Below are 21,918 nucleotides of genomic sequence, written 5' to 3' on the forward strand. Positions count from 1 at the left end.
ACTACTCGCCCACCGCCACGTAGCGGAGGCCTTCCTCGTCGTCGAAGTCATCGCGCTGGCTCCCCGTCGCCACGTCGGGACACAGGTTGGACAGCAGCTTTACGCCCTTGCGCGTGAGCAGGTTCCGCGACACGTCCAGCTTCTTGAGGTGCTTGAACGCCGCCGCGCTCGCCGCCAGGACCGCCGCGTCGGAGTCCCTCAGCGTGCCCTTCGACAGGTCCAGCGACTCCAACTGCCGCAGCACCTTCGACTTCGTCAGCAGGGGCGCGAGGTCCTCGGAGAACCCCGCGTTGCACAACCCCAGGTGCTTCAGCCTTGGCAGGCTGGCGGCGTCCAGGAGGGGCTGTACGTCGCTGGCGCAGCCCCGGCCGCCGTGCTCCTCGCTGCCGAACCAGACCTCCAGGTGCTCCAGCTTCGGCCACTTCGCGCTGGCGATGGCCTGCACCGCCGGCCGCGGGAGTCCGCCCGACTCCAGGGTGAAGCGCCGCAGCTCGGGGAGGTCCAGCGCCCCCAGCCGTGCGTCTCCGCCGCGCAGGCGCAGGGACGTGAGCTGGGGCAAGGCCTTGAGCATGGGCGCGAGGTTCCCCAGGGTGACCCAGGAAATCTCCGACTCGTCCGGGAAGACGAAGTCACCGATGAACAGCGTCTTCAGCGTCGACGGCGCCCACTTCGTGAGGACCTTGACGACGTCGTTGTACCCGGCGTCGCCATCGCGGTCCGGCAAGCCGAGCGTCAGCTCCTGGAGGAACCTGCCCGAGGGGTGACGGAGCAGCATCGTCAGCACCTCGACGATGTCGAAGTCCGGGTCCGCGTCGAAGTCGGAGGCCGCCACCCGCGCGCCGCGGATGAAGCCCAGGTGCCATGCCAGGGTCAGGGACTTCTCGCCGAGCATCGACATGAGGCCCGCGCCCAGGAGCGTTCCCTGGTGCTCCTTGTACAGGGCCGCCGCCTTGCGCTTGAGGCGGGTGGCCTCCGCGCCCTGGGCCTGTTGCTGCGCGTGCTGCAAGGCAATCAGCTCCCCGCGCGGGTCGCCCTGGCCCTGGAGCCAGTCGGCGTAGACGAGGTAGCCGTCGTCAGCGTCCGGAGCCTGGAGGATGGCGGCCTCCAGCTCCGGGTTCGTCTTGGGCGCGGGCGCCGTGTCCTTCGGCTTGACGCGCGTGTAGCCCTTCTTCTGCTTCTCCAGGACCTGCTTCTGGTACGCCGTCATCGCCGTGTAGTGCGTCTTGAGCGTCTGGGCCTTCACCTGTCCCTCCGTGCCGAGGCGTCCCCAGCGGGTGGTGATGACGGCGTCCTTCCGTTCGATTTCCCAGAACTTGCTCGAAGTGCCTTCCGTGTATTCGAAGCGCGGCATGGTGTGTCCCCCTGGAGTGGCAGCTCGACGGACGGGGGCTACTCGCCCACCGCGGAGTAGCGGTAGTCCTCTTCGTAGTCGCGCTGGTTGCCCACGGCGGCGTTGGGAAGCGCCTTGGACAGCAGGGCTTGCGCCTCTTCCGTCAGCGTGTTCTCCGTGACGTCGAGCTGCTTGAGGTGGGCGAAGGCCGCCGCGTTGTCCGCCAGGGCTTGCGCGCCCTCGTGCGACAGGATGCCCATGGACAGGTCCAGCTTCTCCAACTGCTTCAGCACCTTCGCGGTGGGCAGCACCTTGGCGAGCTCGTCCGTGAACTCGGAGTTGCGCAGACCCAGTTGCTTGAGGTTCGGCAGGTCCTTGCCGTCGAGGATGGGCTGGAGGTCCTCCACGCCGCCCTCCGCGCCGTAGTCTTCGCGGCCGAACCACATCTCCAGCCGCTCCAGCTTCGGCCACTTCGCGCTGGCGATGGACTTGATGGCCGCCAGGGGCAAGCCGCCCGTCTCCACGGTGAACTCACGCAGCTCGGGCAGGTCCACGTCGCCCAGCGCCAGGTCGCCGCCGCGCAGCCGCAGCTTGCGCAGGCCGGGCAGCACCTTGAGGAGGCCGGAGATGTCGTGCAGGTGCGTCCAGGAGATCTCGGTCTCGTCCGGGTACTGGAAGTCGCCGATGAACAGCTCCTCAACCGTCTTCGAGCCGCCCGCCTGGACGATGGCTTCGGCGGCCGCGCCGTAGTCGTTCTCCTCGAAGTCCGTCATGCCCAGCGTGAGGCCGCGGATGAAGCGCGCGGAGGGATGCTTGAGCAGCGTCCCGACTGCCTCGGCGACGTCGAACTCAGAGTCGTAATCCTTCTTGCTCACGCGCGCGGAGCGGATGAAGCCCAGGTGCCACTCCAGGGACAGCTCCTCTGTCTTCACCCCGGCAGCCAGCTCGCCGAGCAGCAGCGTCTGGTACTTCTTGATGTGCGCGGTGGCCTTGCGCTTCAGGTCGCTGGCCTCCGTGCCGCTGGCCTGGGAGGCCGCGTGCTGGATGGCGATGAGCTCACCACGCGGGTCGCCCTGGCCCTGGAGCCAGTCGCTGTAGACGAGGTACGCGTCCACGTTGTCCGGGGCCTTGAGGATGGCGGCCTCCAGCTCCGGGTTGGAGGCGGGCGCTTCACCGCCACCGCCGTCGGAGTCGTCGTCCTCGTCCTTGCCCGCGAGAACGTAGCCCTTCTTCTCCTTCTCGCGGACGAGCTTGTCGTGCTCCTTCTGGGCCTCTTCGGGAGAACCGAAGGTCTGGGTCTTCTCCTGGCCGTCGGTGCCGATGCGGCCCCACCGCGCGGTGAAGCTGTTGCCGGAGAGGTTGATTTCCCAGAACTTGCTGGAGCTGCCTTCCTTGAACTCGTACCGCGCCATGGCTCGTCCTTCGTCCGTTGCGCCAGGTGGGGCGCGTTGTGGGACGGACGCTAGAGAAGCCCTTGCGCAAGCTCAAGCGTTACCCCCGTCCAGGCCTCCCAATGCGCGCGGGGGAGGTCGGCGCTCATCGGTGAATCCGGATTTCGAGAATCCAGCACGCGCGGGGAGGGGGCGCTGAGGTCGAGCACATGCCGTTCGACGCGGGGAGCGCTGGGGTGCAACGCCGCCTCGACTTGACTGCTTGCGTCGAGGAGCACCAGGTCCACCCGCGCGCGCTTCGCACGCGCCTCCGCATCCGTCAGGACCTCGTCCAGCGTGGCGGCGGTGAGGACCTCCGCCGTGCCACGGGCCCGCCACTCGCGCAGCAGCAGCTCGCAGAGGCCGCGCTCGGCCTCCAGGGGCGCCGAACCATCAGGGGCGCGCAGGAAGACGGCGCGGAAGAGGAGCTCCTCGCTGCCCAACCAGAGGGAGAGCCGCCGCACGAGGCAGAGCAGCAGGCCCATGGAAATCACGACGCGCTGCCAGCGGACCCCCGCGTCCTTCACGCGCGCATCCACGAGGCTCGGCGGCAGGACGAAGGTGATGACGCGCCGGCGGCGGACGGAGATGCTCTCGTCGCGCGTGTAGTAGAGGAGCTCGCCCTCCACGTAGCGCACGTCGAAGAGGTCGAGGTCGGGCTCGTCCTCCATGTAGACCAGCTCGGAGGTGACGAGGTTCTCCAGGCTGCCCACGTTGGACACGGAGGAGAAGCCACCTTGTGGGAAGGCGGCCTCGTCCTCCATCGCCATGGGGAGCGGCGCGGTGCTCACCGGGCGGGCGCGCAGCTTGGGCGGCAGGGTTCGCGACAGGGCCTCCGCGGCCTCTACTGCCTGCTCCAGGGCCAGCCGCTGCGCCTTGCCCTGAAGGTGCTCCAGGTTCTCCAGCGTGAAGGACTCCGCGTCGCCGAGCAGCGCATGGGCGCGCCGAGCCGCGCTCGCCAGGGCTTCGTAGCCTTCCGTGAGCCGGTCCATCGCGGTGCTGGCTCCTGATTCGCGCAGGGCCGCGTAGCCCGCCTGGAGCAGCTCCGCGGGTGGGCGCTCCAAAACGCGCCGGACAAGCGCCGGGCTCACCGGGCTCACCGTGGTGAAGCCCATGCGGGTCAGGATACGTGCGACGAGGAAGGCGACACCTCGCGGCCGGAGCGCCTCGGGCAGCCGCGCGAGGGCGGCGGAGACCGTCTCCAGGTGGGGCTCCGCGGCCAGGCGTGCCAGCACGTGGTCGTCATACGCGCGCACCGCCGCGCGCAGCCGGGGCTGGGTGTCGGGGACGGGCGCGGAGGGCGCGAGCGGAATCCCCGCGACGAGTCGGCCGAGGTCCGCGATGAAGGCGGGTGGGGGCAGGGCGGGTGACTCCGCGAGCGTGGCGAGGAGCCACGGCACGGCCGGGGTCAACGCGTCGGCCGTGAGGTCCTCGTGCCGTATCAGGCACAGCCCCGCGCACAGCCAGCGCTCCGTGTCCTGGGGGCTTCTCAGCTCCGTGCTCATCCGCGACTCACGAGAGACCCAGCAGCCGGGGCACCTTCTCCTCCAGCAGGTCGATTTCCTCCCGCGTCTCACCCAGGTACGAGAGGAGCTGGAGGTCCTGCCGCTCCACCGCGCCGCCGTGGAATATCCACGCTCGCGTGCGCAGCAGGCGGTAGAGCTTCACCAGCTTGCGGTCGCTGATGAACACGCCGTCCTCGCGCGTCAGCGTCTGCACCACGCGGCGGAACTCACGCAGCAACTCATCGCGGAAGAACAGGTCGCGGTCGCGCAGCTCGCGGCCGTCCGGGCCCGTCTCGCGCTTGCCCATCATCAGCGTCAGGTAGCGGTGGGCCTTGAGCAGGTCGTCCAGCGTGGCGTGCCCCTCCGCCCAGGGCTTCTGGTTCATCTCCCGGTGCGTCTGCGAATCCAGGCCGGAGTCCAGCAGCTCCAGGAAGTAGCGGTCCTGCACCGGACGGCACGCGGCCTTGAGGCAGAAGCGGTCCTTCAGCGCGCCCAGCTCGGCGTGCTCGGGCAGCTCGTTGGTGGCGGCGAAGAGCACCTTCAGCTTCACCGGCTGCGGCGCGCCGTCCTGGTAGAACTTGCGCTCGTTGATGACGGTGAGCAGCGCGTTGAGGATGGCGGAGCTGGCCTTGAAGACCTCATCGAGGAACACCAGCCGCGCCGTGGGCAGCTTGCCGCCCTCGCGCCGGATGTAGCGGCCCTGGCGCAGCAGGTTGATGTCGATGGGGCCCAGCACCTCCGACGGCTCGGTGAAGCGCGTCAGGAGGTACTCGAAGTAATCCTCGTTGGGGATGCGCAGCGCGTCCCGGAACTTGAGGACGAGGTCCGACTTGGCCGTGCCCGGTGGGCCCACCAGCAGCAGCGGCTCCTGCGCCACCGCCGCCACCGTCATCAGGTCCACCAGCGTCTGTTTGCCCACGAAGTGACGGCCCAGCGCCAGGCGGAAGCGGTTGAGGCGCTCGCGCAGGCCGTGGGCTTCCTGGGAGAGCGCGTCGAACGTCAGCTCGGAGATGGCGGGTTGGCTGCTCATGTGCGCTCCTCCAGCTCCCGATGGATGCGCCGTCGCACCAGGAATTCGTCTTCGTCCAGCCAGCTTCGCGCGCGCGCTCCGGTGCCTTGCGCCACCTCCACGTGGCCCTGCACCAGCGCGTCCGCCAGCTCCACCACGGAGAGGCAGAAGTGGCTGTTGGTGTTGTAGCTGTCCGTGACAACGGGCAGCCCCTCCGAGATGCGCGCCAGCCCCGGAAGCGCCAGCTCCACGGGGGCATGTGCCAGCGCGCTCGCGAGGCTGCGCATCAGCGCCAGCCGCTCCGGGAGTCCGCCCTTCGCCGCGCCCAGTGACTCGAAGGCGGCGTCGAACACGTCGACGGCCTCGGCCGTGCGCCCCTGCATGGACAGGCCCGCCGCCACGCCGAGCCGCGCCGTCAGCGGTGTCTTGGGGCCCGCCAGGCGCTCTTGCGCCGCGTCCACCAACTCGGCGGCTTCGCGGGACAGGCCCACCCGGCGCAGACCGCGCAGGCTCACGCCCAGGATGCCGTGACTCCAGGCGGGTGACGTGGGGGCCAGCGCCGTGAGCACCTTGCGCAGCCGTGCCGCCAGCGTCATCGCGTGGTCCGCTCGGCCGAAGAGGGCCGCCAGTGTCAGCGCATCTCCCAGCATCACGGCCTGGGCTTCACCGGGGAGAGACTCCATCGATGAGACGAGCCGGTTCAGGAGTGGAAGCGCTCGCGCCGGAGCGACGCGGGGCAGCGTGTCCAGCAGTCCTCCGATGAGCCGCCGCCGTTCCTCGGCGGGCAGCGTCGCTTCGGTGGCCTGGGCCGTCAGGGTCTCCACCTGCGCGGCCACCTGCGCCGGGTCCTTCAAGTCACGAAGGGTGGCGAACTCCTCGCCGCGCAAGTCCCTGGCGCCGCGCCCGAAGGCCCTCGCGGGGTCGAGCCGCTCGCTGGGCTCCAGCAGCACCGAGGCCTGCCGCAGCCGGTCCACCTTGTACCGCTGGAAGGTGCTCAGGGCGTTCAATTCGGCGGCGATGTCGGAGGGCAGCGGTGTCTCGGGCGGCTGGCCTTCCAGGGCCTGGGCCACGCGCGCGCCGTAGGCACGGGAGAGGAAGCCGTGGATGGCCTCCTTCGTGTCGACCGCCTCCGCAGCCGCGGACGCCAGGGTCCGCGCAGGGTCCGCCTGCCCGAGCCGCGCGAGTCCCACCGCGAAGACGTAGCGGACATAGGCCAGCGTGAGCGCGGGCGCCGCTTCGATGGACGAGCGGCGGCGGGACGTGTGCTCGAAGCGCTCCAGCAGGGCTTCGAGCTGCGCCACCACCCGGGGCACCTGCGCAGAATCCGTGCCACCGCGCAGGAAGCGGGGCACGTCTCTGGCGAGCGACAGGCCCCGCTGGAGCAGCTCCAGCACCCGGTCGCTCGCGCGTGCAAGGCCGAGCGCATCGCCCCCCGCCAGCGTGTCGAGCGCCGTCCGCGTCAGCCAGAGCGTCCGGACGTCGAGCTCCGCGTCATGCCGGTCCAGCCATCGCTGGAGTGCCGCCACGTCGACAGGCGCGGGCGCATCCGGGACGCGCACCGCGCGCACCAGGCTGCTGGCGACGCCGCGCACGTCCTCGCTCGTGGGCGCGGGTGACGCCATCCGCTCGGCGGGGGATGCGCCTCCTTCATTCTCTGCGTCGGCCCAGCGCCGTACCAGCTCGGTGGCCTCGGTGTCGGACGCGGACCACAGCGCGCACGTCCAGCACAGGCTCGCGTCACGCTTGCGGCCCAGCCGTCCGTTCAGCTCCGCCATGCGCGTCCAGAGCTCCTGCCGATGGGGCGAATCGGCGGGCACCTCCAGAGCCAGGAACGACTTCTCCAGCGCACTCAGCTCCTCTTCCACCGCGTTGGATTGCGCGGGCGTGAGCGGCGCCAGGCGGGCGCCGGTGGGTACGGGCTGCGCGACGCGGACCGCGACAATGGGGGGAGGACTCGCGGGCGCCACCGGAGGGCCTGACTCCTCACGGCGGCCACGGCGCGCGCCTCGCGAGCTCCGGCCCTCCTCTTCGTCCGATTGCACCGCGCGGGCCGCGCTCTGCCACTCCCCCTCCGCGGCCTCGAAGGCGGCGAAGTCGAAGCTCGCGCTCCGGACCCACGGCATGAGCGCGTCGGCGTGGGTGTCCACGACGTAGTCCACCCAGGTGTCGAGCGGCTGGAACGCGGACTCCGGCAGCCGCTCCGCGCGGAACCCACCGCCCCCGGTGGGATGCAGCCACGTCACGGTGTCGGCCTGGGGCACGAGCAGCGCGCGCAGGCGGTCCCTGCGCACGGGCGGCTCCAGCAGTCCGTCACACGGGAGGAAGAGGTCCGCGAGCTGCGGCAGCGGCGCGTAGGCCATGCCCGACAGGCCCAGCTCCGGGGGCCGCTCCCGGCCGGCTCGGGCACGCAGCACGATGCACGGCGCCTCCGCTGGTCCCGTGACGGCGAAGCGAAGCTGCGCGAGCAGCGGCTCCGGCAGCGTGTGGGCCAGGGACTCCACCTGGGCGAGCGCATTCTCACGCAGCACCCACAGGCTCGCGGGCTCCGTGCGCGCGGCTCGCGTGAGGCGCAGCGGCACCGTCAGCCGGCCCGGCGTGGGCGCGGGCGTCCAGTCATCGCCCGGGGCTGGGAGCCGCAGGTCGGTGTGTTGGTACAGGTCCGTCCACGGGCCGTCCGGCGCGGTCAACCAGGGGCCTTCGCCGCGGATGAGCAGCAACGTCCCAACGGGCGCCTGGAGCGTGCGCGCGAGCGGATGCGTGTAGCCCACCTCGACCCAGACGGAGAGTTGCCCCGGGACCGCGGGAGCGAAGGCGCGCAGCGGGCCCGTGGCGTCCAGCGCGCGGGTGAGGGTGAAGTAGGGCGGTGACATCGCGCGCAGCAAGGCGCGCCGTCCGCTTCCCCCCGCGGCTTGGGCGAAGCACACCTCCTGCCGGTCGCACCCCAGGCGCAGCATCTCGCCCGCGAGTGGAAGGAGCGCATCGGCGCTCGGGGGCAGGAACAGCACCGGGCCCGTCGGTGCGGTCTCTAGCGGCGCGCGCCGCGACGTCACCAGCTCCGCCCAGCAGAGGACCGGCGTGGCCTCCTTCGCGCGGCTCCGCGTCACCTGCACGCCCAGGGACGCGAGCTGCGCGAGCACCTCCTTGGCGGGCATCACCTCCGGCAGGACGTGAAGCGCGCCGTCGGGCGTCCGGTGGTAGCGGGCGGGGGCGGCCTGGACTTCGGCGGGGACAAGTCCGGAGGTCAGCGCCAGGTGGAGCGCTTCCTCACTGGTGAAGACGAGCATGGACATCAGGCCTTCTGGCTGACCTTCTCGGAGGCGTCCTCGGCGGTGGAGGTGGGCTCGGCCGTCTTGCCCGACGGCGTGTCGCGCCGGACGATGACGCGGCCCAGCTCGGAGGCCTTCAGCGTGCCGCCCTGAATGAGCGAGTCCACCAGCCGGCGGTGCTCGTCCTCGTGCTCCATGGGCAGCGCGTCCGCGTCGCTCTCGTATTGGATGATGACGTCCTTGCGGCCCGTCGCCGGGTCCACCTGGAGGCGGAGGATGAGGCTAGCCAAGCGCGGGCTCCTTCTTCGGTGCCACGAGCGCGGGCACCAGGTGGGTGAAGGCCTCGCGGTCCAACACCTTGCGTTCAATGAGCAAATCCCTCAGGGCCACGACCCGCTCCTTCTCCCGCTGGAGGATATCCCGGGCCCGGGCCCGTTGGACGGCCAGGACTTCCTGTATCGCGGCCTCCAGCGTGCTTCGCGTCGCGTCGGACAGGGCATGCCGGTCCGCCTGCCGTCCCGGAGCATCAAAGCGGCGCACGGGCACGCCGTCTCCGCCCATGCCCAGGTCTTCCACCAGCTCGCGCGCGATCTCCGTGGCGCGCTCCAAATCATGCGCGCTGCCCAGGGAGAGGTCGTCCAGCAGCAGGTCCTCCGCCTCCCGGCCGCCGAAGAGCATGCAGATGCTGTCCAGCAACTGGCCTCGCGTGACGACGTACCGGTGCGCCGGGTCCGCGTACTGCACGTGGCCCAGCGAGCCCGCCAGGTCGCCCCGGATGCTGATGCGGTCGATGGCGGGCGCGTGCTTGCAGAAGAGCGCGCACACCGCGTGCCCCGCCTCGTGCGTGGCCACCACGCGCTCCTCCGTGGGCGTGAGCTCCGGCCGGTCCAGGAACTCCGTGAGGGCGCGCTCCACGTCCACCGCCTCGGTGGGGCCTTGGACGCCCTCGCGCAGCCGTCGCCGCGCGAGCGCCCGGCACAGCGCCTGGATGTGGTCGCCGGAGAAGCGCGTCCCGGTGCCCTCCACGCGGTCGCCCGTGCGCTTCACCGCGTAGTCCAGGGCGCGCTCGGTCAGCTCCAGTCCCAGCTTCTGGTGGTAGATGGACAGGATGGCGCGCCGGTCCGCGCTGTTGGGGTAGGGGATGCAGAGCTGGAACTCGAAGCGGCCGGGGCGCAGCAGCGCGGGGTCCAGGGACTCCACGAAGTTGGTGGTGCCCACGACGAAGACCAGCTCCTCCTTGCGGAAGCCGTCCATCTCCGTGAGGAGCTGGTTCACCATGGAGTGCTCCACGCCCGAGCCCGTGTACGTGCCACGCGCCGACGCGAAGGAGTCCAGTTCGTCGAAGACGATGATGCTGGGCGCCGCCTGCCGGGCGCGGACGAAAATCTGACGGAGGTTCTCCTCGCTCTCGCCCACCCAGCGGCTCTTGAGCTCGGGGCCGCTCACCACCTGGACGGCCGCGCCCAGCGCCGAGGCCATGGCCTTGGCGAACAGCGTCTTGCCGGTGCCGGGAGGGCCCCAGAAGATCATCCCGCGCGGCAGCAGCGCCTCCACGCGCTTCACCGCCTCCGCGTCGGTTAGCGTGTCCTTGTGCGCCAGGACGTCCAGAATCTCCTGCTGGAGCCGCTGCTTCACCTTGGCGTAGCCGCCGATGTCCGTGTGCAGCTCCAGCTCCGGAACGCTGAGCGAACCGGTGAGCGTGGCAGAGCGCAGCTGCGCATACGCGGGCTTCGGGTTGGCGGGGTAGTCCTCTCCGGTGATGGCGCCCAGCAGCCGGCGCAGCCGCACGGCGTTGACGCCGGAGACGTGCTTGTAGAGCGCGTAGGGCTGCAGGCCCCTGCCGAACTTGCGGCACTCGCGCTGGGTGATGAGGTAGCGCAGCCTGTCCCTGCCCACACCGAGGATGCTCTCCTTGTGGGGGAAGAGGTTCTCGATGACGCGCGGCACGGCGAAGGACGGGTCCTTGAAGCCGACCCAGAGCATCTCCGGGTTTTCGTACAGCAGGGGGATGACCTCGCGCGCCTCGCTGGTGAGCCCGCCGGTGCTGGTGGTGAGCAGGTCCAGGTGGGGCAACACGACGATGCGCTCGCGCACCGCGCCGCGCACCGCGTCCCGGAGCTGCGCGATGAGCGTGGCCATCATGCCAGGCGCGGGCATTCCCGGTGGGGGCTCCTGCGCGGTGCGGCCGTCCAGGTAGAGGAACTGCTTGCCGTCCTGCTTCAGCCTGTCGCGCAGGCACTTGTAGAAGTAGGGCGTCAGCTCCTTGTCCGCCTCCACCATGACGGGCAGCCCGCGCAGCAGCGCCTCGCAGACGCGGTTCAGCTCGGCGGGGTAGGCGGCCTCGACGGCGGCGAAGGGCGACAGCTCCGTGGGCAGCGACTCCTCGGGGATGCGCTGACTCATACGCGCACCTTGATGGTGAGCGAACCCGTCGCCGCGTCCTCGTGGACCTCCTCGATGGTGCCGAGCTGCCCGGCGCGCACCTTGAGCGCCTCCGCCGTCACCTTGTTGGAGATGGCATCCAGCTCCGACTTGAGGTCGCGCAGCCGGCCTTCGAGCCGCTGGGTGACCTGCTGCCGCAGCTTGTCGGTGGCGACGTCCGCCGCGTCCTCCAGCCGCGCGCGCGCCAGGTCCTGGGCGCGCAGCTTCGCCTGCTCCACCTCGTCGGGCCGCTCCACGGCCAGCTCGCCGCGCGCCTGCAGCTCCACCTCCTGCTCGCCGCTGAGGGTGACGCTGACGTCTCCGGTGGTGACGTCGATGGCGACCCGGACGCCATCCGCCTCCGTGCGCAGCGCCACGTCGCCCTCTTGCGCGAAGCCGCGATTCGCCAGCTCGGCCGCGAGCAGCCCGGCCAGCTCCTCGCGCGAGAGGAGCGGGAGCAGCTCCAGCTTGGAGCACAGGCCGTCCTCGGCCTGGACGACGCGGTTGAGGGACTCGGAGACGGAGACTCGGTAGGCGCGGCTCATGAAGCGCTCCCGGTGGAGGAAGGTGGAGGTGCGGCGGAGGCGCTGGTGAGGGCGGTCGTCAGTTGCCGGGCATGGTCCTCGGCGCGACGGAAGCCTGCCTCACCGAAGGCGTTCCATTCAGACAGCAGGTGCTGGGCGGCGTCGTAGCCGTCGTCGAAGAAGCGCACGGCGCGGTGCTCCGCGTCCCAGCGTGACAGGCGGCCCAGGGCGCGCAGGAAGGCCGCGGCGGCACGGGCCGCCTCGGCCCGCGAGGACAACGTCGCCGAGGAAGACAGCCCCTCCACCCAGCGCGTGGCGGGCTGCTCCAGCAACGGACGCGCCGCTTCGAGGAGGAAGCCCGCGAGGTCCCTTCGGCCCGCGCCATCCACCGCGTCGAGGAACGCGGCGAGCACGGCCTCCTGCGCCGCGCCCAGGGCCAGCGCCTCCCCGGGGGACGCGATGTGACGCTTGGACTCCTCCAACCCACGCCATCGCCGCACGAGCTCCAGCCGCAGCGCCTCCAGCAGCCACGCGCCGTCCGCCAGCAGTGGCGCGAAGGCGGCGGCGTCGAGCTCCGGGCGCTGCGTCCCGAACTGCTCCGGGAAGCCCAGCCAGCAGAGGGCGGAGCGGCGGAAGAGCTGCTGTGCGCCCAGGGCCGGCGCGCAGGGGGTGCCCGCGACCAGGCGGCAGCAGAGGTAGAGGAAGAGCTCGTCGGCGAGCGTGGGCGCTCCGTCCACTTCCAGCGGCATGGCCCCGTGCTTCGTGAGGGGCTGTTCCAGCAGCCACCTCAGGACGTGGAAGGTGAGGGCGGAGAAGCGCAGGGCGGGCGGCGCATGCCGCTCCCAGAGCCGGCCGGTGCGAGCCTGCCCGTCACGCACCGTGAGCTGCTGGCGCCAGCCGCCGCACCGGGCGAGCGCGAGCACACCGCCCTTGGCGAGCGTGTCCCGTAGGACGTGCATCGCGCCGGGGCTGAACTTCGCGGGGACGGCGTGGCGGTTGCGGAGCAGGTCCTCCACGGGGGCGAATTGTCCCAGGCTGGCGATGGCGCGGGCGAGCGTGAGCAGCTCAAGCTCCGACGGAGCGACGCGAATCATGGACGGAACCGGTCGGCGAGCGCGGGCCAGCCGTTGATGACGAGCTTGCCGCCGACGAAGTGCACCTCCGCCGTGTTCGGCGCGGTGAAGCACGCGTCGTGCGGCGAGTAGCGGCCGGTGAGGAAGTGCATCACCTGGTTGCGAGAGCCAATCCACCGCCGCGCCGTCTCCGGCTGGTCCGCCTCGAAGCGGCCGTCCACCAGCAGGTCCACCGTCGCGAGCAGCCGGTCCACGTCGCCGCGCGCCTGGGCCCGCAGCTCCGCGAGCGTGTGGCCGGTGAAGACCATGATGCTCAGCCCGGCGGCGCGGACGCGCTCGCACAGCGCCGCAGCGGGGCCGGGCTGGGAGAAGGGCTCGCCGCCCAGCAGGGTGAGGCCCTCGATGCCGGGCGTGGACAGAATCTGCCGGGCCAGGGCCTCCACCGTCTCCACCGTGCCGCGCTCGGTCGCGAACATCTCCGGGTTGCAGCACCCCGGGCAGCGCAGGGGGCAGCCCTGGACCCAGAGGGCGTAGCGCACACCGGGGCCCTCCGCTTCCGTGCGGGGGACTCGCTGGGCAATCCGGAGCGTGGGGCCGGAGCGGGAGGTGCCTGCTGCGATGGCCATGAAGACGGCCCCAGCATGCCAGCAGCGGCGGGGCAGGGGGAGCGCCAGGACGTGTCACATGCCGCGAGACGGGCTCGTTTGCTTGTTGATACCTTCTGCCGCCCCATCGTTCATGACCTGTACCTACATCCAGGTCGAGTGATGGCTGGTGAATCTTCCCGCGTCACAAATTGTCAGCGTCGCTTCATCCCTCAAGTAGACTGTGGTGCTCATGACGCGGCCTGTGTCCGCCCACGCCCCTCGAAGCGAACGCAAGCCGTTGTACGTGAAGGTGGTGACGCAGCCCGCGCTCCATGGGTGCTGGGCCGTCAACATCAGTGAGACGGGCATCGGGCTCATCGCCACGCCGCACACGCCGTCCGAAGGGCCGCGTGAGGGCGAGGACGTGGAGCTGTCGTTCTCCCTTCCGGACTCCGGTGAGCACATCCGCGTGCGCGGCGTGGTGCGCTGGCGTCACGACGCGTCCGGCGCGGTGGCGGCCATGGGCGTGAGCTTCCGCGCCTTCGAGGAGGCGGACGGCGTGAAGCTGGCGCGCTACCTCGCCTCGTCGCACCTCCAGGTGGTGGTGGCCTTCGCCACCGAGCCGGAGGCGCGCGCGGTGACGGCCGCGCTGGAAGGGGTGGCCAAGCTCCACTTCGCGGCCAGCCCGTCGGACGCCCACGCGCTGGTGACGCGCGGGGACGCGGCATGCCTGGTGGTGTGCGGCCAGGACGAGGAGCAGGCCCTGTCCCTGGTGGAGTCCCTGGCCGCCGGCCGCGCGGAGGCGGACCCTTCCGGCGCGGGGCCGCCCAGTGATTTGGCGTCGCGAATCGTCTATTGCGCGCCGGCCGCGTCGGAGCGGCTGGTGGCCCTCTTCAACGCCGGGCGCATCTTCCGCGCGCTCGGGCCTTCACCCACGCGGGAGGCCGTGCACCAGGCGGTGCTTCAAGCGGGGCGCGAGCACGGCGTGCGCACCGAACAGTGGCGCATGGCGCTGGAGCTGGAGCGCAGCCTGCTGCGTGAGCGCGCGCTGTCGCAGGAGCTGCCGCCCGCCCCCGGTGGACGCGGCGGGGACGAGGTGGGCTTCCGCAGCGCCGCCATGCAGCGGGTGATGGAGCTGGTGCGCCTGGTGGCGCCCCACCGCGTGGCCGTGCTGCTCCAGGGCGAGACGGGGACGGGCAAGGAGGTGCTGGCGCGCATCCTCCACCGGCTCAGTGGCCGGGGGGACGTGCCGCTCGTGGTCCAGGACTGCGGCGCGCTGTCGGAGACGCTGCTGGAGAGCGAGCTGTTCGGCCACGTGAAGGGGGCCTTCACGGGCGCGGTGGCGGACCACCCCGGGCTCTTCGTGCTCGCCAACGGCGGCACCATCTTCCTGGACGAAATCGAGAACACCACCGCCAACCTCCAGGCGAAGCTGCTCCGCGTGCTGGAGACGGGGGACGTGCGTCCGGTGGGCGGCACCCAGGTGCGTCACGTGGACGTGCGCGTGGTGGCCGCCAGCAACAAGGACCTGGGCGAGGAAGTGCGCGCCGGCCGCTTCCGCGCGGACCTCTTCTACCGGCTCAACAGCTTCACGGTGGACATCCCGCCGCTGAGGGACAGGCCAGAGGACGTGCCGGAGCTGGCGCTCTACTTCCTGGAGTTGTTCAACCGCACCTTGCGCCGCTCGGCCAGTGGCATCGCGCCGGACACGGTGGACGCGCTGCGGGCCTACGGCTGGCCGGGCAACGTGCGCGAGCTGCGCAACGTCATGGAGCGCTCGGTGTTGCTCTCCCGCCCGGGCGAGGTGGTGTCGCGGCGGCTGCTGCCGCCGGTGCTGGGCTCCACCCTGGCCTTGCGCGGCGAGCCGGGTGGGGATGGCTCACTGCGCGCCCGGCTGGAGCGGGTGGAGCGGGAGTTCATCCGCGAGGCCCTGGAGCGCCACGGCGGGGTGCTGCGGCGCGCGGCCGTGGCGCTGGGGATGGACCCGGTGACGCTGGGCCGGCGGGCCCGGCGCCACGGCTTGTGGAAGGCGGACAGCTAGGCCCTCCGCCTCAGTGGGTGCGAATCCACTGGAGCATGGGCTTCCAGACGCGCACGCGCGCGTCATCCGCGAGGAACAGGTCCGCGTGCCCGAAGTCCAGGGCGCGCGCGGCCTCCGGCAGCGTGCTGACGTTGAGCCGGGTGACGTCCCGGCTGCCCAGCAGCGTGAGGCTGTGCTCGCCGTAGCGGCCCACGCCGCCCGCGGCGCCCACGTACAGCACCGGCACCTTCACGTCGCGCAGGCGGTCGTCGTAGGGCACGCTCTTGCCGCAGGCCCACGCCTCCGTCTCCACCACCTCGTTGATGCTCTGATACGGGGCGGTGCGCTGGCCGAACTCGAAGAGGTAGCCCTCCCGGGTGAAGGAGAGCTGCTCCGGCAGGCCCAGGGCGTCCGGCGTGCTGCCCATCAGGTGGTAGGCCGGGACGATGGGCTGCAGCGGCGCGAAGAGCACGCTCGTCGCGCCCGCCGCGACCACGGCCAGCTTGCGGTTGGTGGGCACGCCCGTGCCCGGTCCGAAGATGTCTTCCATCACCAAGGGGGACGGCGCGGCCGGCTGCGCCGCGGCGAGCTGGCCAATGGCCTGCAGCATGATGCCCGGCGCCGGCCCGAGCAGGCCGCCCTCCAGTTGGCCCTCACGGCGGGCATTGCTCAGCACCTCGTAGCGCTCACACGCCCACGCCTGCTGCTGCGCGTCCCGCGGCGAAAAGCGCACCGCCATGTCCATGGGGATGAAGCCGTCCACCTGGCGCAGCCCGCGCGGCAGCCGGGCCTCGCGGTTGAGGTACGCGTAGCCGACCACCGCGCCCCGGCTCCAGCCCAGCAGGTGCATGGTGCCCAGGAAGTTGCCGCCCGCGAGCCGCAGCAGCTTCGCCACGCCCAGCCCCACGCCCACGTCGGCCGCGTGCGTTTCCAGCGTCCAGTGCTTCATGAAGCGAAAATCCTGCGTGTCCCGCGGCACGCCCGCCCACCGCAGGTCGAGGCCCCACACGTCCACGCCCTCCTTCGCCAGGTACGCGGCGAGGGACTGCTCCGGCGGCACGTACGCGGAGCCGACGCTGGAGAGGAACGCGGCCTCGAAGCCCCACCCGTCGCCGTGCACCATGAACACCGCGCGCGTCGCACGCGCCGGCCGCCACGCCCCGTCCTCCCGCACCACCCGGTGCAGGGTGACGACGTCATGCCCCGACGGCCCCACCCGCAGGCGGTAGCGGTAGTGGGCCACGTCGCCGAACAGCGCCACCCGCTCACCGCCTCCCAGATTGCTGGAACCCAGGAACGCGGCGCTGTCCGGCGCGCCCTCCGCCAGCGCCACGCCCTGGAGCGCCGCGGCCCGTGAGACAGCCTGTCGCATGTCATCAGAAGGGGCTGCTTCGGCGGTTCGAGCCAACGACAGACATGCCAACGAGACACAGAGGAAGAGCACGGGACGCATACAGACCTCGGATCGGCTGAAGATGTTCGGGGAGTCGAATGACGTGTCGCCCCCCGAGCAGAATTCACGCCAATCATCAAACCCCTGTAACTCCTGGAGTGTTCTCCAGGCAGGGACTTCATGGGTGAATGCCACTGTGGATCGAACCTCTGACATCCCCTGCCAGGTGGGGTACTTCGGCGCGTGCTTCATCACTGAAGCCCGCGCATCACCGGTGCGGCTTCCGGGGCGTCACGAGGAACCCGGCAGGGATTGCGAGGCTTGGGTGACGAGCGCGCGCAAATGACCACAGGCGACCAGAACGGGCAAGAGCGGATTAGCGCTCCAGTACGGGAGGACTGACGGGGTCCGAACGGCACCAGGTGACGTGGGAGGGGTGCTGAACACACGCGCCCATGGGGCTCTCGCCACCCTCCTGGGTGGGGGGGCACATGAAAGCCAGACTTCAACGCGAGGCGGCCCATGGTCGAGCAGCGGTTCCAGCGCAATCTGGGCGTGGTGGATGCGGAGACGCTGGACAAACTGTCACGCACGCATGTGTTGGTGGCGGGCGTGGGCGGCGCGGGAGGCCAGTGCGCGGTGGACCTGGCGCGGCTGGGGTTCGGCGGCGTGACGCTGGCGGACTTCGACGTCTACGAGCGCCACAACATGAACCGGCAGGTGGGCTGCTTCGAGAGCACGCTGGGCCGCGCCAAGGTGGAGGTGGTGGGGCGGATGTGCCGGGACATCCACCCGGCCCTGCGGCTGCGGGAGGTGCTGGAGGGCATCACCGCGGCCAACGTGGAGGACGTGCTCGGCGGAGGCGGGGGGCTGGGCCCGGTGGACTACGTGGTGGAGGTCATCGACATCGCGGGAGCGTGTGAGAAGCAGGTGCTCCACCGCGCCTGCCGTCGGCGTGGGGTGCCGGTGATGACGGGGCTGATGTTGGGCTTTGGCGCGGCGCTGCACGTCTTCCAGCCGGACGCGCCGCTGTACGAAGCGCTCTACCTCCTGCCGGATGGGCGCATCGACCTGCCGGCCATCATCCCCCACCTGGGCAGCTACATGCTCGGCGAGTACATGGACGCGTGCTACCAGGGCCGGGGCCACGCGCCCACCTGCGTGGTGGGCGCGACGAGCGCGGCGGGGATGATGGTGACGGAGTTGACGCGCGCGGTGATGCGGGGACCCCGGTCCATGGTGTCGTGGCCGGAGTACCTCTACGTGGACTTCTTCGACCACCGCTTCGTCCGGGGCACCGCCGCCCAGGCTCACACCACGCCGCGTGAGCGGGCCTCCTCGATGAGCTTCACGCCGTCCACGCCCAGGCTCTTGCCCAGGTAGGGGGCGACGAGGTCGGCGTGCTTGTGCACGCGGTGGAAGGCCTCGTCGAAGGTGCGCGTCACCAGGTTGATGCCGGAGATGATGACCCGCTGCAGGTTGTACTGCAGGTCATTGCCTTCGACGATGGCGTGAATCTCCGTGAAGAGGGGGCGCGCGTCCGAATGGAAGGTGGACAGGTTGCGCCGCTGCTCCGAGTTGGGCACGGACGACTTCGGTGAAAGGCTGGCGACGAGGACCAGCGGGTGCCGGAGCTGCTCGTGCGCGCCCTTCATCTGCTGGAAGACGGTGTGGATTTCTTCCTGACTGGGTGGCGCCTCCCATCGGAGGAAGAACACTCTGCCGATGATGGCGGTCTTGTAGACGGATGTGGCCATGATGTCCCCCTGCTGCTGCTTCGGTGATTCCACCGGGAAATCCCGGTGCCCCTTCGCCAGGAACGAACGGCGGCGCCTGGCGGTCTGCGCACCCATTGGCGCGCGTCCGGGCAGCAGACGGAATCAGACTGGAGGGCGGACATCCGCGGCCCGACATTGCCCCGCCGGGCCGCGAGGTGTCCGGCCCCCGACGAAGCGGGGGCCGGCGGGGTGCGTCAGTTGCCGGTGAGGGTGATCTGCTCACCCGGCGCGGCGGCGACTTCCTCGGCGGTGAAGAGGATGGGCCGCCACTGCTTCTGGGAGAACAGCCGCGTCTGGTCCGCGTAGTACGGCGAGGCCGGGTTGCTGGACTCGCTGTAGGTCAGCAGGGCGCTGGCCTGCACGCCGGTGGGCGTGAACTCCATGGCCATGATGAAGCTGCTGCCGTTGTTGATGACGTAGCCGCCGTTGGCCAGGGCCGTGCGGCTGTTGACCACGGTGCGCGTGGCGGTGCCCGACTCGGCGTTGGGCGTGGTGGACTTCAGCGTGCCGAAGCTGACGATGTTGGCCGCGCCGTCGTAGTTGCCGCCGCCGTGGATGGGGATGCGCTCGCCGCTCACGCGGGGGGTGAACTGCGCCTGACCCAGCGGGAGGTCCAGCGCCAGGCCCGCGCGCGTCAGCGTGTCCACGGCCTGGGCCAGCTTCGTCAGGACGGGGTCGGTGCCCTGGGCCGGCGCGGGCGCCAGCGTGTGGGGCGTGGCGATGGGGTTGGCCGGGTCGAAGGGCGTGGCGTACAGCGCCGGGCTCGCCTGCAGCTCGCTCATGGTGAACGCGCCCGCGAACTCGCGCCAGACGATGGCGCCCACGCTGTCCACGTCATAGCGACGGTCCCACTGGGCAATCAGCGCGCACGCCTGGCTGATGTCCACGGTGCCAGCGCCATAGGGCACCGTCGTCTGGCCGGTGCAGCGGGCCACCACGTCGTCGATGAGCAGCTCGGCGATCATGCCGCGGTTGTTGAGGATGGCGTCCTGCAGCTCGGTGCGGGTGAAGAGGCCGTCCGCGCCGGACGCGCCCCCTTCGACCTGTTCGGTGAGCATGACGGCGTTGAGGCGCGTGCGCGGCGTCTGGGGCACGTCCTCCAGGCCGTGCAGGGGCGAGAAGCCCTTGAGCGGCGCGGCGGGGTTGGCCAGCCAGTAGCTGTCATTGGCGTTGAAGACGAAGTCGGTGCGGTCCAGCTGGGGCACCTTGCTGAAGGGCACCAGGCCCGGGCTGCGGGCGCCGGCCTCGTCCTGCCACTCGTTCTGGCTGTTGCTGCCGTCGAGCAGCACCAGGCCCATCTGCTGCCAGATGGCGGTGGTGGCCAGGTCCGCGCCCTGGCGGGCGGCGTTCCAGGTGGCCAGGGCCACGGGCGACAGGTTCGGCGTGGGGGTGGCATCCGTGTACCAGGTGTTGCCCGCGCGGTCGGCCGCCATGGTGTTGACCCAGGGGATGCCCTGCTCGCGCGCGTAGACGGCCTTGAACTCAGCCAGGCTGCCGGCCTGGTTCATGCCCATGAACTGCGCCAGCAGGGTGTCGTTCTCCAGGTTGGCGTCCCGGTAGGTGAGCGCGGACGCCTCGGTCCACTCCGCGACGCCGGGGATGGAGATGATGGGGCCGTAGTGGCTGCTGTACATGCGGCGGGTGACGTTGACGAGCGTGCCGTTGTCGAGCAGGACCAGGATGGTGATGTCCTTCCAGGTCATCTCCCGCTCTTCGTTGTCGTAGTAGTACGAGGTCGGCTTGCCCGGCACCAGGCGCAGCCCGTACAGGGTCATGCGCTGGCCGGAGGAGAAGGTGTGCGTCCAGGCCACGTCGTTGTTGAAGCCGATGAGGACCGCGGGCACGCCCAGCAGGCCCACGCCGTAGATGTCCAGCTCCCCGGGGACGGTGAGGTGGCTCTCCCACAGCTTGAGCTCGCCTTCCCAGGGGAAGTGCGGGTTGGCCACCACCATGCCGTGGCCGGTGGCGGAGCGGTCGCGGCCAATGGCCCAGCCGTTGCTGCCCACCTGGTGCAGTTCAGGCCGCTGGATTTTGACGTGGTCGCGGTCCGGCGTGCCAATGGCGGTCGCCGTCACGTTGGGCGGCGTGGCCGCGGCGAGGGCGAGGGCGACCTGGTAGCTGCTGCCCGTCAGCGCCGCGCTGAAGGCGTAGGCCAGCAGGTCCACCTCGGAGATGGGCCGCACCCACCTGGCGCCGGTGCAGGGCGCGGGGAGCTGCTCCTTGGGCGTCTCCTCGAGGTAGCGGTTGAAGCCGGCCGCGTAGCCCTTGAGCATGGCCTGGACGTTGGCGGGCTGCGCGCTGAAGCGCTCCGTGGCGCGCGCGTGGAGGCCCAGTGAGCGGTAGGCGAAGTCGCTGCCCGCGTAGGTGCTGCCGGGGCCCTGGCCCAGGAAGCGGGCGCGCTCACCGCGCACCTTGAGGATCTGATCCGCGAGGATGCAGACGTGGTCCTGGGCGAAGGCATAGCCGTTGCCGTACGCCACGCTGCCCAGGTCCTTGCCGGTGATGTGGGGGACGCCATGGGCGGTGCGGCGGATGGTGGCTTCGTAGGTGGGCGTCTGGGCCGGAGGCGTCCCTTCGCCGTCGTCGTCACCACACGCGGTGCTGAACAGCAGGCTCATGCCTGCGAGAAGGGAGAACTGCCAGCGGGTGCTCCGCGTACGGCGGAGCACACCGCGCCGGAGGGGCGAGGGAAGTTTGGGGTGCATGACAGTCGTCGAGCGTAGGGAGCGGCTGATCACACCGTCAAAATGTTTCTGAAACTGAATTGATTTCTTTCACCGCCGGGCACAACGCAGTGTGGCAAGAACGAGCTTCCGGCCGAGCGGGAGGGGTGTGGTAGGAAATCGCGCATATGCCGACCGAGCCGTCCCGTGCCCGCCGCCCGCGCCGTCACTTCTCGATGATTCGCACGTTCGTGCTCGCTGACTTCGTGACGCTGGGCAACGGCTTCGCGGGCGCGGGCGCCATCCTCTCCTCCATGCAGTACCTGGCGTCTGGGGACGTGGGCTGGCTGTGGGGGGCCTTCGGCCTGATGCCGGTGGCGCTGGTGATGGACGTCATGGACGGGCGCATCGCGCGCTGGCGCTTCAAGAAGTCGCCGCTGGGCGCGGACCTGGACTCGCTGGCAGACGTCATCTCCTTCGGCATGGCGCCAGCGGCGCTGGCCTTCGCGGTGGGGATGCGCGGCTCACTGGACGTGGCGGCGCTCCTCTACTTCGTGGCGTGTGGCATCAGCCGGCTGGCGCGCTTCAACGTCACGTCGACGGACCTGGCGGACGAGACGGGGAAGGTGAAGTACTTCGAGGGCACCCCCATTCCCACCAGCCTGGCGCTGGTGATGGTGATGGCCGCGGCGCTGTGGGCGGGGCGCATCGGTCCAGACCTGTGGGGCGGTGTGTGGCACCTGGGGCCGTTGGTGTTGCACCCGTTGGCGCTGATGTTCGTGGCCAGCGGAAGCGCGATGATCAGCAAGACATTGCGCATTCCGAAGATTTGATACCGGACACCCACCCACCCCTGGGCGCGGGGTTACCCATGTGTGGCTGGTTGCCCACCCTGAAGTGGGTGCCTAGCTTCGCCACC

The 21,918-nt window shown here is 70.8% G+C and carries 16 protein-coding genes; 3 read left to right on the top strand and 13 right to left on the bottom strand.

The window, feature by feature from the left end; translation table 11 throughout:
* Window position 1: 1 nt before the first annotated feature.
* The 10 genes from KGD87_RS03600 to KGD87_RS03645 are packed head-to-tail and all read right to left on the bottom strand — an operon-like array spanning window position 2 to window position 13,184.
* Window positions 2-1,351, bottom strand: coding sequence for a TIGR02996 domain-containing protein (locus KGD87_RS03600; protein WP_284666154.1), 1,350 nt, complete (start codon window positions 1,349-1,351; stop codon window positions 2-4).
* Window positions 1,352-1,389: 38 nt separating this feature from the next.
* Window positions 1,390-2,742 (bottom strand): WGR domain-containing protein, encoded by a 1,353-nt coding sequence (locus KGD87_RS03605; RefSeq protein ID WP_284666155.1) that lies wholly within the window; start codon window positions 2,740-2,742, stop codon window positions 1,390-1,392.
* Window positions 2,743-2,792: 50 nt separating this feature from the next.
* Window positions 2,793-4,265 (bottom strand): hypothetical protein, encoded by a 1,473-nt coding sequence (locus KGD87_RS03610; protein ID WP_284666156.1) that lies wholly within the window; start codon window positions 4,263-4,265, stop codon window positions 2,793-2,795.
* Between the two features lie 7 nt (window positions 4,266-4,272).
* Window positions 4,273-5,295 (bottom strand): AAA family ATPase, encoded by a 1,023-nt coding sequence (locus KGD87_RS03615; protein ID WP_284666157.1) that lies wholly within the window; start codon window positions 5,293-5,295, stop codon window positions 4,273-4,275.
* Window positions 5,292-8,564, bottom strand: a complete 3,273-nt coding sequence (locus KGD87_RS03620; RefSeq protein ID WP_284666158.1) for a DUF8586 domain-containing protein — start codon at window positions 8,562-8,564, stop codon at window positions 5,292-5,294. The genes KGD87_RS03615 and KGD87_RS03620 overlap by 4 nt, the downstream gene beginning before the upstream one ends.
* On the bottom strand, window positions 8,564-8,830 hold the full coding sequence (locus KGD87_RS03625) for a hypothetical protein (RefSeq protein WP_176411811.1): 267 nt from the start codon (window positions 8,828-8,830) through the stop codon (window positions 8,564-8,566). Before KGD87_RS03625 ends, KGD87_RS03620 begins: the two co-directional genes overlap by 1 nt.
* The gene (locus tag KGD87_RS03630; protein ID WP_284666159.1) at window positions 8,823-10,943 is read right to left on the bottom strand and encodes an AAA family ATPase; all 2,121 of its coding nucleotides are present in this window, start codon (window positions 10,941-10,943) and stop codon (window positions 8,823-8,825) included. The genes KGD87_RS03625 and KGD87_RS03630 overlap by 8 nt, the downstream gene beginning before the upstream one ends.
* Window positions 10,940-11,506, bottom strand: coding sequence for a hypothetical protein (locus KGD87_RS03635; protein WP_284666160.1), 567 nt, complete (start codon window positions 11,504-11,506; stop codon window positions 10,940-10,942). The genes KGD87_RS03630 and KGD87_RS03635 overlap by 4 nt, the downstream gene beginning before the upstream one ends.
* On the bottom strand, window positions 11,503-12,579 hold the full coding sequence (locus KGD87_RS03640) for a hypothetical protein (RefSeq protein ID WP_284666161.1): 1,077 nt from the start codon (window positions 12,577-12,579) through the stop codon (window positions 11,503-11,505). Before KGD87_RS03640 ends, KGD87_RS03635 begins: the two co-directional genes overlap by 4 nt.
* Window positions 12,576-13,184: a 4Fe-4S single cluster domain-containing protein gene (locus tag KGD87_RS03645; RefSeq protein ID WP_284666162.1), complete on the bottom strand. Its 609-nt coding sequence runs from the start codon at window positions 13,182-13,184 to the stop codon at window positions 12,576-12,578. The genes KGD87_RS03640 and KGD87_RS03645 overlap by 4 nt, the downstream gene beginning before the upstream one ends.
* A 211-nt stretch (window positions 13,185-13,395) precedes the next feature.
* Here KGD87_RS03645 and KGD87_RS03650 point away from each other — a divergent pair, with 211 nt between their 5' ends.
* Window positions 13,396-15,186, top strand: a complete 1,791-nt coding sequence (locus tag KGD87_RS03650; RefSeq protein WP_284666163.1) for a sigma 54-interacting transcriptional regulator — start codon at window positions 13,396-13,398, stop codon at window positions 15,184-15,186.
* A gap of 10 nt (window positions 15,187-15,196) precedes the next feature.
* Here the strand turns inward: KGD87_RS03650 and KGD87_RS03655 are convergent, their stop codons facing one another.
* Window positions 15,197-16,810: an alpha/beta fold hydrolase gene (locus KGD87_RS03655; RefSeq protein WP_350101381.1), complete on the bottom strand. Its 1,614-nt coding sequence runs from the start codon at window positions 16,808-16,810 to the stop codon at window positions 15,197-15,199.
* Between the two features lie 270 nt (window positions 16,811-17,080).
* On the opposite strand from KGD87_RS03655, the gene KGD87_RS03660 reads away from it, so the two are divergent.
* Window positions 17,081-17,941, top strand: a complete 861-nt coding sequence (locus KGD87_RS03660; RefSeq protein ID WP_284666165.1) for a ThiF family adenylyltransferase — start codon at window positions 17,081-17,083, stop codon at window positions 17,939-17,941.
* Here KGD87_RS03660 and KGD87_RS03665 read toward each other — a convergent pair.
* The gene (locus tag KGD87_RS03665; protein WP_284666166.1) at window positions 17,869-18,315 is read right to left on the bottom strand and encodes a DofA protein; all 447 of its coding nucleotides are present in this window, start codon (window positions 18,313-18,315) and stop codon (window positions 17,869-17,871) included. The genes KGD87_RS03660 and KGD87_RS03665 overlap by 73 nt on opposite strands.
* A gap of 215 nt (window positions 18,316-18,530) precedes the next feature.
* The gene (locus tag KGD87_RS03670) at window positions 18,531-21,041 is read right to left on the bottom strand and encodes a penicillin acylase family protein (protein ID WP_502888002.1); all 2,511 of its coding nucleotides are present in this window, start codon (window positions 21,039-21,041) and stop codon (window positions 18,531-18,533) included.
* A gap of 146 nt (window positions 21,042-21,187) precedes the next feature.
* Between KGD87_RS03670 and KGD87_RS03675 the strand changes: the two genes are divergently transcribed.
* Window positions 21,188-21,832, top strand: coding sequence for a CDP-alcohol phosphatidyltransferase family protein (locus KGD87_RS03675; RefSeq protein ID WP_284666168.1), 645 nt, complete (start codon window positions 21,188-21,190; stop codon window positions 21,830-21,832).
* Window positions 21,833-21,918: the final 86 nt, after the last annotated feature.

The sequence above is a fragment of the Myxococcus sp. SDU36 genome (assembly GCF_030168875.1).
GTDB classification, from domain to species: Bacteria; Myxococcota; Myxococcia; order Myxococcales; family Myxococcaceae; genus Myxococcus; species Myxococcus vastator.

Bases quoted from the DNA above. Each gene is read 5' to 3' on its own strand.
- KGD87_RS03600 (WP_284666154.1), bottom strand. From the start codon at position 1,351: ATGCCGCGCTTCGAATACACGGAAGGCACTTCGAGCAAGTTCTGGGAA.
- KGD87_RS03605 (WP_284666155.1), bottom strand. From the start codon at position 2,742: ATGGCGCGGTACGAGTTCAAGGAAGGCAGCTCCAGCAAGTTCTGGGAA.
- KGD87_RS03610 (WP_284666156.1), bottom strand. From the start codon at position 4,265: ATGAGCACGGAGCTGAGAAGCCCCCAGGACACGGAGCGCTGGCTGTGC.
- KGD87_RS03615 (WP_284666157.1), bottom strand. From the start codon at position 5,295: ATGAGCAGCCAACCCGCCATCTCCGAGCTGACGTTCGACGCGCTCTCC.
- KGD87_RS03620 (WP_284666158.1), bottom strand. From the start codon at position 8,564: ATGTCCATGCTCGTCTTCACCAGTGAGGAAGCGCTCCACCTGGCGCTG.
- KGD87_RS03630 (WP_284666159.1), bottom strand. From the start codon at position 10,943: ATGAGTCAGCGCATCCCCGAGGAGTCGCTGCCCACGGAGCTGTCGCCC.
- KGD87_RS03635 (WP_284666160.1), bottom strand. From the start codon at position 11,506: ATGAGCCGCGCCTACCGAGTCTCCGTCTCCGAGTCCCTCAACCGCGTC.
- KGD87_RS03640 (WP_284666161.1), bottom strand. From the start codon at position 12,579: ATGATTCGCGTCGCTCCGTCGGAGCTTGAGCTGCTCACGCTCGCCCGC.
- KGD87_RS03645 (WP_284666162.1), bottom strand. From the start codon at position 13,184: ATGGCCATCGCAGCAGGCACCTCCCGCTCCGGCCCCACGCTCCGGATT.
- KGD87_RS03650 (WP_284666163.1), top strand. From the start codon at position 13,396: ATGACGCGGCCTGTGTCCGCCCACGCCCCTCGAAGCGAACGCAAGCCG.
- KGD87_RS03655 (WP_350101381.1), bottom strand. From the start codon at position 16,810: ATGAAGCACGCGCCGAAGTACCCCACCTGGCAGGGGATGTCAGAGGTT.
- KGD87_RS03660 (WP_284666165.1), top strand. From the start codon at position 17,081: ATGGTCGAGCAGCGGTTCCAGCGCAATCTGGGCGTGGTGGATGCGGAG.
- KGD87_RS03665 (WP_284666166.1), bottom strand. From the start codon at position 18,315: ATGGCCACATCCGTCTACAAGACCGCCATCATCGGCAGAGTGTTCTTC.
- KGD87_RS03670 (WP_502888002.1), bottom strand. From the start codon at position 21,041: ATGCACCCCAAACTTCCCTCGCCCCTCCGGCGCGGTGTGCTCCGCCGT.
- KGD87_RS03675 (WP_284666168.1), top strand. From the start codon at position 21,188: ATGCCGACCGAGCCGTCCCGTGCCCGCCGCCCGCGCCGTCACTTCTCG.